Annotated in this window: 11 protein-coding genes; 7 read left to right on the plus strand and 4 right to left on the minus strand. The window is 68.7% G+C overall.

The annotated features are described in order from the left end of the window. Nucleotides 1-78: 78 nt before the first annotated feature. Nucleotides 79-705 carry a trimeric intracellular cation channel family protein gene (locus AC1DKV_RS21975; RefSeq protein WP_477138006.1) on the plus strand — a complete coding sequence of 209 codons (627 nt, stop codon included), beginning with the start codon at nt 79-81 and terminating at the stop codon, nt 703-705. A gap of 36 nt (nt 706-741) precedes the next feature. Here the strand turns inward: AC1DKV_RS21975 and AC1DKV_RS21980 are convergent, their stop codons facing one another. Continuing rightward, nucleotides 742-1,830: an MBL fold metallo-hydrolase gene (locus AC1DKV_RS21980; RefSeq protein ID WP_477138007.1), complete on the minus strand. Its 1,089-nt coding sequence runs from the start codon at nt 1,828-1,830 to the stop codon at nt 742-744. A 371-nt stretch (nt 1,831-2,201) separates the two neighbouring features. On the opposite strand from AC1DKV_RS21980, the gene AC1DKV_RS21985 reads away from it, so the two are divergent. From AC1DKV_RS21985 to AC1DKV_RS21995, 3 genes are all read left to right on the plus strand, one after another. Next, nucleotides 2,202-2,492 carry a cupin domain-containing protein gene (locus AC1DKV_RS21985; RefSeq protein WP_477138008.1) on the plus strand — a complete coding sequence of 97 codons (291 nt, stop codon included), beginning with the start codon at nt 2,202-2,204 and terminating at the stop codon, nt 2,490-2,492. 103 nt (nt 2,493-2,595) lie between these two features. Next, the gene (locus AC1DKV_RS21990) at nt 2,596-4,317 is read left to right on the plus strand and encodes a dipeptidase (RefSeq protein WP_477138009.1); all 1,722 of its coding nucleotides are present in this window, start codon (nt 2,596-2,598) and stop codon (nt 4,315-4,317) included. A 59-nt stretch (nt 4,318-4,376) separates the two neighbouring features. Continuing rightward, complete coding sequence (locus tag AC1DKV_RS21995; RefSeq protein WP_477138010.1) at nt 4,377-4,799, plus strand: hypothetical protein; 423 nt, start codon at nt 4,377-4,379, stop codon at nt 4,797-4,799. A gap of 13 nt (nt 4,800-4,812) precedes the next feature. On the opposite strand, the gene AC1DKV_RS22000 is transcribed toward AC1DKV_RS21995, so the two are convergent. Continuing rightward, nucleotides 4,813-5,154 carry a helix-turn-helix domain-containing protein gene (locus AC1DKV_RS22000; RefSeq protein ID WP_477138011.1) on the minus strand — a complete coding sequence of 114 codons (342 nt, stop codon included), beginning with the start codon at nt 5,152-5,154 and terminating at the stop codon, nt 4,813-4,815. An 84-nt stretch (nt 5,155-5,238) separates the two neighbouring features. Here AC1DKV_RS22000 and AC1DKV_RS22005 point away from each other — a divergent pair, with 84 nt between their 5' ends. Next, nucleotides 5,239-6,186, plus strand: coding sequence for a DMT family transporter (locus AC1DKV_RS22005; RefSeq protein ID WP_441621106.1), 948 nt, complete (start codon nt 5,239-5,241; stop codon nt 6,184-6,186). A gap of 25 nt (nt 6,187-6,211) precedes the next feature. On the opposite strand, the gene AC1DKV_RS22010 is transcribed toward AC1DKV_RS22005, so the two are convergent. Next, nucleotides 6,212-7,081, minus strand: coding sequence for a class I SAM-dependent methyltransferase (locus AC1DKV_RS22010; protein WP_477138012.1), 870 nt, complete (start codon nt 7,079-7,081; stop codon nt 6,212-6,214). A gap of 417 nt (nt 7,082-7,498) precedes the next feature. Here AC1DKV_RS22010 and AC1DKV_RS22015 point away from each other — a divergent pair, with 417 nt between their 5' ends. Then, entirely contained in the window at nt 7,499-8,542 is a 1,044-nt protein-coding gene (locus tag AC1DKV_RS22015; RefSeq protein WP_441621110.1) for an AraC family transcriptional regulator, read from the plus strand. Nucleotides 8,543-8,936: 394 nt separating this feature from the next. Continuing rightward, entirely contained in the window at nt 8,937-9,329 is a 393-nt protein-coding gene (locus AC1DKV_RS22020; protein ID WP_441621112.1) for a hypothetical protein, read from the plus strand. 282 nt (nt 9,330-9,611) lie between these two features. On the opposite strand, the gene AC1DKV_RS22025 is transcribed toward AC1DKV_RS22020, so the two are convergent. Continuing rightward, nucleotides 9,612-12,728, minus strand: a complete 3,117-nt coding sequence (locus AC1DKV_RS22025) for an efflux RND transporter permease subunit (protein ID WP_477138013.1) — start codon at nt 12,726-12,728, stop codon at nt 9,612-9,614.

Raw genomic sequence — 12,728 nt, forward strand, 5'->3', positions numbered from 1 at the left:
GCGCCGCCGCGCTCATACGCTGGCGCGCCGGCGCGGCGGCCAGTATGCTGCCTACGCTACCCACGTCATCCGCACACAATGAGAACAAAAGCCGAAGTCGTCGTGCTGGCAGCCGATCTTGCCGGCACCACCGTGTTTGCGCTGGAAGGCGCCATCAGCGGCATGCGGCACGGGCTGGACCTGCTCGGCGTGGTGGTGGTCTCGCTGGTGACGGCAGTGGGCGGCGGCATCCTCCGCGACCTGCTGATCGGCGCGGCCCCGCCCAACGCGATCCGGGACTGGCGCTATCCCGCGCTCGCCATGCTGACCGGCGCCGCGGCCTTCGTCTTCCACTCGGCCGCGCAGGATTTTGCCGGCCTGCTGCCTGTCCTGCTCGACGCGGCAGGCCTGTCGCTGTTTGCCGTGGCGGGCGCCGAGAAGGCCCGGCTCTATGGCGTGCGCCCCTTCGCCGCGACACTGATTGGCGCGGTCACYGGCGTGGGCGGCGGCGTGGTGCGCGACATGCTGCTGGCACAGGTACCCACCGTGCTGCACGCGGACATCTACGCCACCGCGGCCTGGCTTGGCGCGGCGGTGGCGATCGGCGCGCGCGCGCTGCGGCTGCCGCCCGTRGCGGCCGCCGTGGCCGGCKGCGGGGCCTGCTTCACGCTGCGCCTGCTGGCGGTGTGKAACGACTGGCACCTGCCCACGGTGGCGGCCTGGTAGCGCAGCCCGGGGCGGCCCGGGGCGCTCAGTCGCGGCTCACGCCGCGCGATACCACGCGACGCCGTCCTCGCCCGCCTGCATGACCGCCTCGCCCCGGTGCAGCAGGTAGTTCAGGTGCGCGATGCTCTCCCCGGTCGCCATGCCCAGCAGCCCCGGCTCCGCGCCGATCGGCCGCGAGAATAGCTGGCCGAATACGTCCACCGCCCGCTTGGGCTCTCCCAGCGCCTGGCGCAGCCGGTCCAGCGCCGCGTGCTGGCTGCGCTCCAGATGGTCGATGCGGGCGTGCAGGCCGCGGAACGGCTCGTTGTGGGCCGGCAGCACCAGCACATCGTCCGGCACCTCGCGCCGCAGCTTGGCGAGCGAGGCCAGCCAGTCGCCCATCGGGTCGGCATCCGGCTCGGTGGGAAAGACCGAGACGTTGGACGAGATGCGCGGCAGGATCTGGTCACCGCTGATCAGGACCTTCAAGGCCTCGCTGTAGAAGCAGGCATGCTCGGGCGAATGGCCGTTGCCCACCACCACCCGCCACGCGTGCTMGCCGATCTGCAGCGTCTCGCCATCGCGCAGGCGGCGGTAGCTGTCCGGCAGCGCATGGACGAACTTGCCGAAGCCGCCGAAGCGCGCACGGTAGCCCTCGATGGCGTTGTCGTCCCAGCCGGCGCGGCGGTAGAAGCGCACGCCGTCCTCCGGCGCCTCGCGCCCGGTGTCCGCCKCCAGCACGCGGCAGTTCAGGTATTCCAGGCGCGTCATCCACAGCCGGCAGGCGAACTTGCGGRTGAGCCAGCCGGCCATGCCGATATGGTCGGGGTGCATATGGGTGACGAACAGCCGGGTCAGCCCTTCGGCCAGCGCGCCGTCCTTCGCGAACAGATCGCGCCAGCCGGCGGCGGTCTCGCTGGTCTGCAGCCCGGCGTCGAACGCCGCCCAGCCGCTGCCGTCGCGCGCCGCCCACAGGTTGATATGGCTCAGCGCGAACGGCATCGGCATGCGGATCCACAGCAGGCCGGGCACGATCTCCTTCACGCTGCCGGGCGCCGGGGCGTCGCCACAGGGATATTCAAGGACCGGCTTGCCGTCCGCCGGGGCGGCGGCGGATGCGGAAGGGGAGGAATTCTCGTTGCTCATCTTGTCTCGTTCCTTTAGTGCCGCGGGCGTGCCTGCGGCGCACTGCCGCGCGGGTGGGTTGACCGATTCTACCGAGGTCTGGCGGTTCGCATTACCCCGATGCGGCCCGCGAGGCTGGCGTTGTGTGCGGTAGCCGCCTGGATCGAGGACCATGGCGCCGCGGCGGCAGGTGATGCATCTGCCGCACCGCGCGGCATGCCCATGACAGCAAGCGCGCCATGCCGGCCGGCGCGCCGGTCCCGGGCGCCGGGCAAATGCAGCAAAGGCGCGCGTTTGCGCCGGGATCGATAGCGCCTATATTCAAGGGCACCAGCCCCATTCCCCATTGCCTTGCCCCGATCGCAGCGCCGGTCCGCCAGGCCGGAGACATCATGGAACACGATGCATTCACCAGCGCCCTCGCCCGCGACGGCTTCCAGGAGGTCACGACGGTCACGCGCGAGCCCAACGGCTCCATGCCGGTCCACACGCATCCGTTCGAAGCCAGGGCACTGATCCTGGAGGGCGTGCTCTACCTGGCCATCGGGGGCGAGGAACGGGCCTACCGGGCAGGAGACACCTTCCAACTGCAGGCCAACGAGGCGCACGCCGAGCGCTACGGCCCGGATGGCGTGCGTTTCMTGATCGGCAGGAAGCCTGCACCCGGGCACCAGGCGGGCTGAGGGCGCGGAGGAACATCACTGCAGGGAAAACCGCATTTGCGCCGGCGCGCCGGCTCGTGCGAATATCGCGCGTTTTCCGCCACGCCCCAGACAGGCCCTGCCCATGAAACGCTCCTCCGTCCTCGCGCCCCTTCTCCTGCTATCGCTGGCGGCGGCCCCGCACGCCTTCGCCGACACGCTGAAGAAGCCCGCGCTCGATGCCCTGGTCGCGGCGCAGACCGGCAAGGCGCAGGCCAGCCTCGACGCCTTCCTCGACCAGGCGGTCAAGGCCGACCCGATGCTGGCGCGCAGCGTGGCGGCCTATCGCAAGCACCAGCCGCTGCGCGGCGACGACCTGACCAATATCGGCCGCCTGCTCGGCGTGTACAACCGCCTGCACAACCACGATGCCGTGCTCGGCGCCATCGAACGCATGGTGGCACTGCGTACCGTGCGCGACGACAAGATCCCCCAGCACGAGAACCCCGACATCATCGCCTTCGGCAAGCTGGTCGAAGACATGGCGAAGGACTTCGGCCTGCAGTTCCGCAACGTGGACAACCGCGTGTTCGAGGTGACGCTGCCGGGCCGCGGCAAGGAGACGTTCGGGCTGCTGACGCATGCCGACGTGGTGCCGGCGGTGGCAAGCGAATGKGTGCTCGACGACGGCACCAGGCTCGATCCGTTCAAGGTCACGCGCGTGGGCGACTACCTCTATGGCCGCGGCACCATCGACGACAAGGGCTCGATCGCCACCGTGCTGTACGCCATGAAGACCGTGAAGGACAGCGGCCTGAAGCTCGACCGCACCATCCGCCTGATGATCGAGACCACCGAGGAAACCGGCGGCGACGGCATGAAGTACTACCAGCAGCGCACCACGCTGCCCGCCTACAATATCGTGCTCGACAGCAAATACCCCGCCGTGGTGGCGGAGAAGGGTTCGGGCGCGCTGAAGGTGTTCTTTCCCGTGCAGCCCGCCGACGGCAAGACCACCGCCATCGTCGCCATGAGCGGCGCGGCGGCCGCCAATGCCGTGCCGCAGACCGCCAGCGCGCAGCTCAAGGGCGGCGACCTKACCGCCGCGCGGACCCGCCTCGAAGCGGCGCGCGCCCCCTTTATCGCAAAGTACGCGGCGCAAGGCAGGTTCAGCATCGACATCAGCCAGTCCGGCGACAGCCTCGAAGTCAAGGTCACCGGCAGCTCCGCGCATGGCTCGCGCCCCGAGGAAGGCGTCAACCCGCTGCCGCGCCTGGCGCTGTTCCTGCGCGAATCCGGCGTGCCGCTKGCCGACAACCACTACGCCCGCGCCGCCTGGTACCTGGAAGACCTGTATGGCCTGGACTACCTCGGCGAGAAGATGGGCGTGGCCTACAAGGACGATTTCATGGGCCCGCTGACCATCTCGCCCAACCTGGCGCGCGAAAAGGACGGGCAGCTCGAAGTCACCGCCAACGTACGCATGCCGCGCGGCAGCACGCCCGAGGCGCTGAGCGCGGCCGTGGCCGCGAAGATCAACGCCTGGGCCGCCGCCAGCCACACCACGCTGAGCATCAGCCATGACCAGGGCAACTGGATKGCGCGCGACCCCAAGGGCGCGTGGCTGTCCACGCTGCTCAACATCTTCGGCGACACCACCGGGCTGGAAGCGCGCCCCGTGCCCACGGCCGGCAGCACCACGGCCAAGCTGATGCCCAACGCGATCAACTTCGGCCCCGCCATGCCGGGCAAGAAATACACCGCCCACAACGCCAAGGAGTACAAGGAGGTGACCGACCTCGACCTGGACATGCAGATGTTCACCGAGATGCTGGTGCGCATCGGCGACCTGAAGGCCATGCAGTGAGCAGGGTCGTGAGCATGGCCMGGCGGCGCGCGGCGAGGCAGGTTAAAGTAGCGCCCATCATGAGATATCCGCTACTCGCCGCGMTGCTGGCAGCCGTGCCAGCACTCGGCAGCGCCGCCCCGCTCGACACCATGCTGGCGTGCGGCGACACCCCCCACAAGTTCGTCGCCACGCTGCAGCAGCAGCGCCTGATCGACGCCAGCCCCATGCGCGTGGAKGACAATTCGGTCAATGCCTTCTGGCCGACCAGCGACGCCGGCATGACGGTGCTTGGCCGCAGCGTGTTCGCGGTATTCGGCTACCAGCCGCGCGATTCGCTGTTCAAGGCCGGCAAGGGCACGCCGCTGGACAAGCMGCTCTACGGCGTGGCGGTGGTGKGCAATACGGACGCCATCGCCAAGGCATTGAGCGCGGCGGGCAGCAAGGCGCGCGCCGAGCATGCCGCACCGCTGATCACCGCCATCATCTGCGAAGGCGCCTGAGGGCCGTGCGGCCTCACTGCGCCCCGCGCGCCCTGGCGGCTGCGCCGCGGCGGAATTCGTCGGGCGTCACGCCCATCATCCGGCGGAACATCGAGATAAAGGCCGACGCGCTRCCGTAGCCCAGGTCCAKCGCGATGGCCTCGACCGTGCGGCCCGCCTCCAGCAACGACATTGCCTTGAGCACGCGCATGCGCTGGCGCCACTCGGCGAACGACATGCCCAGGTCGCGCCGGCAGCGCCGCGCCAGCGTGCGCTCCGTGGTATTGGCCGCGTGCGCCAGTTCGGGCAGCGCGCGGTTGTCGCCGGGGTCGGCCTCCAGCGCGCGCAGGCAGCGAACATGGCCGGATGGCGGCATGGATTGACTGGTTTTCACTATATCAAGAAAAACCGCCAGGCCCATAATCCAGCCTCACCTCACCAGAACACGGACGCGCGCATCTTGGACTCACGAAAACCGGTCGACGCACAGGCCATTGGCCTGATGCTGGTGCTGTGCCTGGTATGGGGCCTGCAGCAAGTGGCACTGAAGGCAGTGGCGCGTGATATCTCGCCCCTGCTCCAGATCGCCCTGCGCTCCGGCATTGCCGCGGTGCTGGTGGCGCTGCTGATGGCGCGGCGCGGCGAACGCCTGTTCCCGCGCGACGGCACCTGGGGCCCGGGCGCCGTGGTCGGCGGCCTGTTCGCGCTGGAATACCTGCTGGTCGGCGAAGGGCTGCGCCTGACCACTGCCTCGCACATGGTGGTCTTTCTCTACACGGCGCCCATCTTCGCCGCGCTCGGCCTGCACTGGAAGCTGCCGGCCGAGCGCCTGCGCGTGCCGCAGTGGGCCGGCATCGCGCTGGCCTTTGCCGGCATCGCCCTCGCCTTCATGGGCGGCAACGCGGGCGGTGATGCGAGCGGCGATGCGGCGAACATGCTGCTCGGCGACCTGCTCGGCCTGCTGGCCGGACTGGCCTGGGGCGCCACCACGGTGATGATCCGCTGCTCCAGCCTGGCCCGCGCGCCGGCCACGCAGACCCTGCTCTACCAGCTGGCCGGCGCCTTCCTGCTGTTGCTGCCGGCAGCCGCCGTCCTCGGCCAGGCCAGCTTCAATCCGACTGCGCTGGCCTGGGGCAGCCTGGCCTTCCAGGCGCTGGTGGTGTCCTTCGCCAGCTTCCTGACCTGGTTCTGGCTGCTGCGCAAGTATCTCGCCTCCAGGCTGGGCGTGTTCTCCTTCATGACGCCGCTGTTCGGCGTGGGCTTCGGCGCATGGCTGCTCGGCGAGACGCTCGAGCCGGACTTCCTGGCGGGCGCGCTGCTCGTGCTGGCGGGAATCGTGCTGGTGAGCGGCTACGAGCTGCTCGCGCAGGCGCTGGCCACGCGCGCGCGGCAGCGCGGCCGGGCCTGAAGCCGCCCGCGGCCCGGCGCCAGGCTCAGGCCCGCTCGATCACCACTTCCAGGTACTCGGATGGCAGTACCAGCGTGTGATCGCCCGAGCGGTTGCGATCGCGCATCAGCACGCGCAGGTCTTCGGCGAATGCCGCCTGCTGTGCTGCATCCAGCGCGCCGAATGCCTTGTGCATCGGACCGTAGTAGGTGCGGAACACCTCGATCCAGTGCGCGGGCGAGCGATAGCGGAAGACGAACTCGCGCTGCGTCACGCGGATCGCGCGCGCGCTCGCGCCGAACAGTTCCTGCAGCCGCGCCTCGGTCCCCCACAGCGCCGGCGACTTCACACCCGCCGCGGGCGCAATGTACTTGCCGATGGTCTTGAACACCTGCCCGATAAAGCTGCCGGGCGTCCAGTTGGCCAGGCCGATCTTGCCGCCGGGCTTGCACACGCGCGCCAGCTCGGCGGCGGCGCGCTCCTGATCCGGCGTGAACATCACGCCGAAGGTGGAAAGCACCGCGTCGAAGCTCGCCGCGGCGAAGGGCAKGTTCTCCGCATCGGCCTCCTGGAAGCGGACCTGGTGGCCTTCGGCCTGCGCGCGCGCACGCGCCGCGTCGAGCAGCGATACCACGTAGTCGGTGGAAGTCACCTCGCACCAGCGGCGCGCGGCCGCCAGCGTGGCATTGCCGTTGCCGGCGGCCACGTCGAGCACGGATGCGCCGGCGCGCAGGTCCAGCGCCTCGCACAGGTTCTCGCCGACGATCTGCAGCGTGGTGCCGACGACGGCGTAGTTGCCGGCGGACCAGGCAAGCTGCTGGCGGCCCTTGACGGCGGCGAGGTCGACCGGCKGCGCGGACACGACCGCGGGTGAGGACGATGAGGACGAGGGCGTGATGGGAAGAACGGCTGACATACCTGGTCTCCTGCAGAGTTTTCCGCGGGCAAAGTCAGCCCGGCGGCTGGTGATGACGCCGTTTGCCCGGCGCCGGGGCTGATCTTGCAATTCGGATACGCGGCTCGCGCTGATTCGAGCGACTCGCGCTACTCGCGCAACTCGATCGGCTCGCGCAGCTTGGGCAGGCCGTCCGCCGTGGGCAGCCGGCTCAACTGCCCCGCTGCGCAAAAACAGCGGCCCTGGTACGCGTTACCGTTACGCATGCTGCACCTCCTGGAAAGGTTTGCGCCGCGCGCCGCCGCGATGGTGTCATTTGCCGGGGCGCGGGGTGTAGTATCTTCACGATGCCGGACCGGATGAATGATCGAGCGTCCAGCTTTCTTGCGCGGGACGCCGGAACTTGCCGGCTCCCGGCCACTGACGGGAACGCAGCCTATGGATGCGGTATCCGACGTCCTCCGTGTGGTACGCCTCGGAGGCGCCGTCTTTCTCAACGCAGAGTTCACCGCGCCGTGGAGCGTGATCGGCCAGACCGATGCCTCCATCTGCGCAGAGTTCCTGCCCCAGTGCGAACGCGTGGTGTCGTACCACCTGGTCACCGAAGGCAACTGCTGGGCGCGGCTGGTCGACGACCCCTGCTCCGCGATGCACGTGCAGGCCGGCGAGTTGCTGGTGGTGCCGCAGGGCGAGGCCCACACCATGGGCAGCGCGCTGGACCTGCCGCCCGTGGCGTCCGCGTCATTGCTGTCCGGCCAGCTCGAAACCGTGCCCGGCGAAGTCCTGAAGCTCAGCCACGGCGGCGGCGGCGCCCGCACCCGCGTGGTGTGCGGCTTCCTTGCCTGCGACGACGCGCTGAGCAATCCCGTGCTGGCGGCGTTGCCGCGCATCTTCAAGATCGACATGCGCAACGACCCGCGCAGCGCGTGGCTCGAGTCCTCGGTGCAGTTCGCCGTCGCCGAAGCCGCGCAGTGGCGCGCGGGCAGCAGCATCGTGCTGGCGCGCCTGTCCGAGCTGCTGTTCGTGGAAGCGGTGCGCCGCTGCATCGACACCCTGCCCGCCGACCGCAAAGGCTGGCTGTCCGGCGTGCGCGACCGCTTCGTCGGCCGCGCGCTCGCGCTGTTGCATGCGCAGCCCGGCTATCCCTGGACCGTGGACGAACTCGCGCGTAAGGTTGGCCTGTCGCGCTCGGCGCTGGCGCAGCGCTTCACCGACCTGCTCGACCAGCCGCCCATGCAATACCTCGCGCACTGGCGCCTGCAGATCGCCGCCAAGGAACTGCTCGGCGGCGGCAGGCCGCTGGCCGCGGTGGCCGAGCAGGTTGGCTACGATTCGGAAGCGGCGTTCAACCGCGCGTTCAAGCGGGAGTTCGGCATGCCGCCGGCCAGCTGGAAGCGCAGCCGGGGCGGTGGCCTGCCGGATGGCGCCGTCATCAAGCGCCAGGCGGCGGCGCTGCCCGCCGGCGCCGGGAACCGGCCATAGGCAGCCGCAGGAAGCACCCAGGCTTTCGCCCAGGCCCGTCGCCAGCCAGTTGCCCATGCCCCGTCGCCCGCAGAGGTACGGGGCGGGCACGCACGTTGCGCTTGCTTCCCATGCGGCGGCGTGACCTTGCTCGCCGTGTATCCCACAGCCCACTCCACGCGCCCGCGATCGCCGGCTTTGTATGCCTGTGTATCTCCAGTCCAGCGCGATACGCACGCTCACCGTCGCGCCCCCAAGTCGCTACGGGCCGGATACATCGGTCGCCTTAAATGCTTCCTGTAGCGCGGCGGCGGCAGCAGCACCAGCAGCAGACCAGATGAACCTGCCACCGTTGMATCGCCGGCCGCGCCCGACCTCGGAACAGCAGCCCTGCCAACAGCCCTGGAGATTCATCATGAACGCCATCAACTTCGCCACCTTCGCAAAGCGCCTCGTCTCTATCGTCGCCCTTGCCGCCGCCGCCGGCGGTGTGCAGGCGGCGTCCGCCGCCGGTCTTTCCACGGACCACGGCTATGGCGTGCGGGTATCCGCCGCACGCACCGCAGAGCGCGACCCGTTTATCGACGGCGCCCGCAACGACGCGCGCGACCCCTTCACCGACGGCGCGCGCAACGGGGAACGCAACGCCTTCTACGACGGCGCGCGCAGCGATGACGCGCCGCAGGTGGTGGCCAGCATCTCGGTCTCCCGCGCTCGTGACCCGTACACCGACGGTGCCCGCATCAGCAACCGCGATGGCTATACCGAGGGCGAGCATGCCGCGGACGGCACCCTGATGGCCGCCTGAATCGTTAGCCGTTGTTCCTGGCACGAGGGGATACCTTCGATCGCCCCGAACATCTGAGCGAAAGCGTCGGCGGTCATCAGGTCGGAAGGGGTCGTTGCCGGATACGATGGTCGGCGGCATTGTGCAGCCAGAAGGCGCAACTCTTCTGCCAGGGTACGGCAGGTTCGATAAGCAGGACCAAAGGCGTCACACGACCCCGACAAGATTAGGCAGATGCCAAAAAAAACGCCCCGTGCAAGGCGATGCACGGGGCGTTTCTCAACTGCTTCGATCTGCCAAGCCTCAGACCGGGACGTCCTTGCCAGGGTCGGGCTTGCGGTTGTCGAACCACCGGTACAGCGTAGGCACCATCACCAGCGTCAGCAAGGTCGAGGTGATCAGCCCGCCGATCACCACCACCGCCAGCGGGCGCTGCACTTCCGACCCCGGCCCCGTGGAGAACAGGAACGGCACCAGCCCGAGCATGGCGATGGTGGCCGTCATCATGACCGGGCKGAAGCGCTGGGTCGCGCCCTGCACCACCGCCTCGGTCAGCGACAGGCCAGAATCGCGCAGCGTGCGGATGTACGACACCAGCACCACGCCGTTGAGCACCGCCATGCCCCATAGCGCGATAAAGCCCACCGAGGCCGGCACCGACAGGTACTCGCCGGTGACGAACAGGCCGATGATGCCGCCGATGGAGGCGAACGGCAGCACGGTGATGATCAGCGTGGCGAAGCGCAGTGAGTTGAACAACAGGAACAGCAGGAAGAAGATCGCGGCGATGGTGACCGGCACGATGATCTTCAGGTGGCCCATGGCGCGTTCCATGTTCTGGAACTGGCCGCCCCACTCGAGATAGTAGCCTTCCGGCAGCTTGACCTTGCTGTCCGCCGCCTGCTGCAACTCGGCGACAAAGCCGCCCAGGTCACGGTCCTTCACGTTGATCATCACCACCACGCGGCGCTTGGCCATCTCGCGGCTGATCTGCGCGGGGCCGTCGGTGACTTCGATCTTCGCCACGCTCTGCAGCGGCACCTGCACGCCGTYSGGCGYSGSCACCAGCAACTGTCGGATGGCCTGCACGTTGTCGCGGAAGTCCTCGGGCAGGCGCACCGCCGCGGCAAAGCGACGCTCGCCTTCGAAGATATCCGTGGCGCGCTTGCCGCCGATGGCGATCTCGATGATGTCGTGAATGTCGGATACGTTCAGGCCATAGCGCGCAATGGCCTGGCGGTCGATCTCGATCGACAGGTACTGCTGCCCCGAAATGCGCTCGATGCGGACGTCCTGCGAGCCCGGGATGCCGCCGGCCACGCGCGCGATCTCGCCTGCCAGGTCGCGCAGCTTGTCGAGGTCATCGCCGAACACCTTCACCGCCACGTCCGAGCGCACGCCGCTGACCATTTCGTCGACGCGGTCGGAGATCGGCTGCGCCATCACGATCTGCACGCCGGGAATGGCCTTGAGCTTCTCGCGGATGCCGTTGGCGATATCGTCCTGGGTCCAGCCGTCGGGCCACTCGTCGCGATCCTTCAGGCTGGCGATKGGCGTGGATTCGTTCTGGCCCTGCGGGTCGGCCGGGCTTTCGCCGCGGCCCACGCCGKACACCACCGACTTCACGCCCGGCACCGACAGCACCAGCTTGTTGGCCGCCATTTCCAGCTTGATCGACTCTTCCAGCGAGATGTTCGGCACGCGGTCCAGCGCCGGCACGATCGAGCCTTCCTTCATCTCCGGGATGAAGGAGGTGCCCAGCAGCGGCACGATGCCGATGGTCGCCACGAATGCCAGCACCGCGCCGATCACCGTCTTGCGGCTATTGGCCAGCGTCCAGTGCAGCATGCGCAGGTAGTGGCGCTTCATGAACGCGATCAGGCGCGTGTCATGCTCGGCGCCGCCCTTGAGCAGGTAGGACGACAGCACCGGCGACAGCGTCAACGACAGGAACAGCGAGATCGCCAGCGCAATCGAGATGGTGAACGCCAGCGGCGCGAACATCTTGCCTTCCATGCCGGTGAGCGTCATCAGCGGCAGGAACACCAGGATGATGATGCCCACGCCCACGATCACCGGCGTGGCCACTTCCTGCACCGCCTTGACCAGGATCTCGGTCTTGGTCAGGCCGGACTCCTTGTGGCCGAGCCGCTCGAAGGCGTTCTCCACCACCACCACCGAGCCGTCCACCATCAGGCCGATGGCGATGGCCAGCCCCCCGAGCGACATCAGGTTGGCCGACAGACCCACCTGGTTCATCACGATGAAGGTCAGCAGCGGCGTGAGCACCAGCGTGGCCAGCACGATCACCGACGAGCGCACATCCCCMAGGAACAGGAACAGCACGATCACCACCAGCACCACGCCTTCGAGCAGCACCTTGGTCACGGTCCACAGCGCGGAGTCCACCAGTTCGCTGCGGTCGTAGTACGGCACGATCTGCAGCTTGCCGGGCAGCATGCCGCGCTCGTTGATCTCGGCCACGCGCGCCTTGACGCGGCTCACCACTTCCTTGGCGTTGCCGCCGCGCATCATCATCACGATGCCGCCCACGGATTCGGTCTCGCCGTTCTTGACCAGCGCGCCCTGCCGCACTTCGTGGCCGATGGTCACGTCGGCCACGTCGCGCACGTAGACCGGCGTGCCCGCCACCTCCTTGAGCACGATGCTGCCGATATCGTCCACGCCGCGGGCCAGCCCCACGCCGCGGATCAGGTATTGCTCGGCATAGTGCGGCAGCACGCCGCCGCCGGAGTTGGCGTTGTTGCGTGCGAGAGACTGGTAGACCTGCTGCAGCGTGATCTGTTGATGCCGCATGCGGTCCGGGTTGACCAGCACCTGGTACTGCTTGACGAAGCCGCCCTGCGAGTTGATCTCGGCCACGCCGGGGATGGAGCGCAGCAGCGGACGCACCACCCAGTCCTGGGCGATGCGGCGCTCGGAGAGTTCCTCCGTGGTGAGCGCGCGGGCGCCGTCGTCGGCGCGGTCCAGCGTGTACTGGTAGACCTCGCCCAGGCCGGTGGAGACCGGCCCCAGCACCGGCGTCACCCCTTCGGGCATACGGCCGGCCACTTCGATCAGGCGTTCCATCACCAGCTGGCGCGCGAAGTACACATCCGTCGCATCCGTGAAGACCAGCGTGATCAGGGACAGGCCCGCCTTGTTGAGCGAGCGCATTTCCTCCAGTCCGGGCAGGCCGGTCATGGCCATTTCGATCGGCACGGTGACGAAGCGCTCCACTTCCTCCGGCGAACGGCCGGTGGCCTCGGTGGCGATCTGCACCTGCACGTTGGTCACGTCGGGGAAGGCATCAACCGACAATTTGGTCGCCGCGCGCAGGCCGAAGAAGAACAGCACCACCGCCAGCACGCACACCACCAGCCGCTGCTTGATGGCGGCTTCCACAAGGGATTTCATCAT

The sequence above is a fragment of the Cupriavidus sp. 05T41 genome, assembly GCF_056396525.1.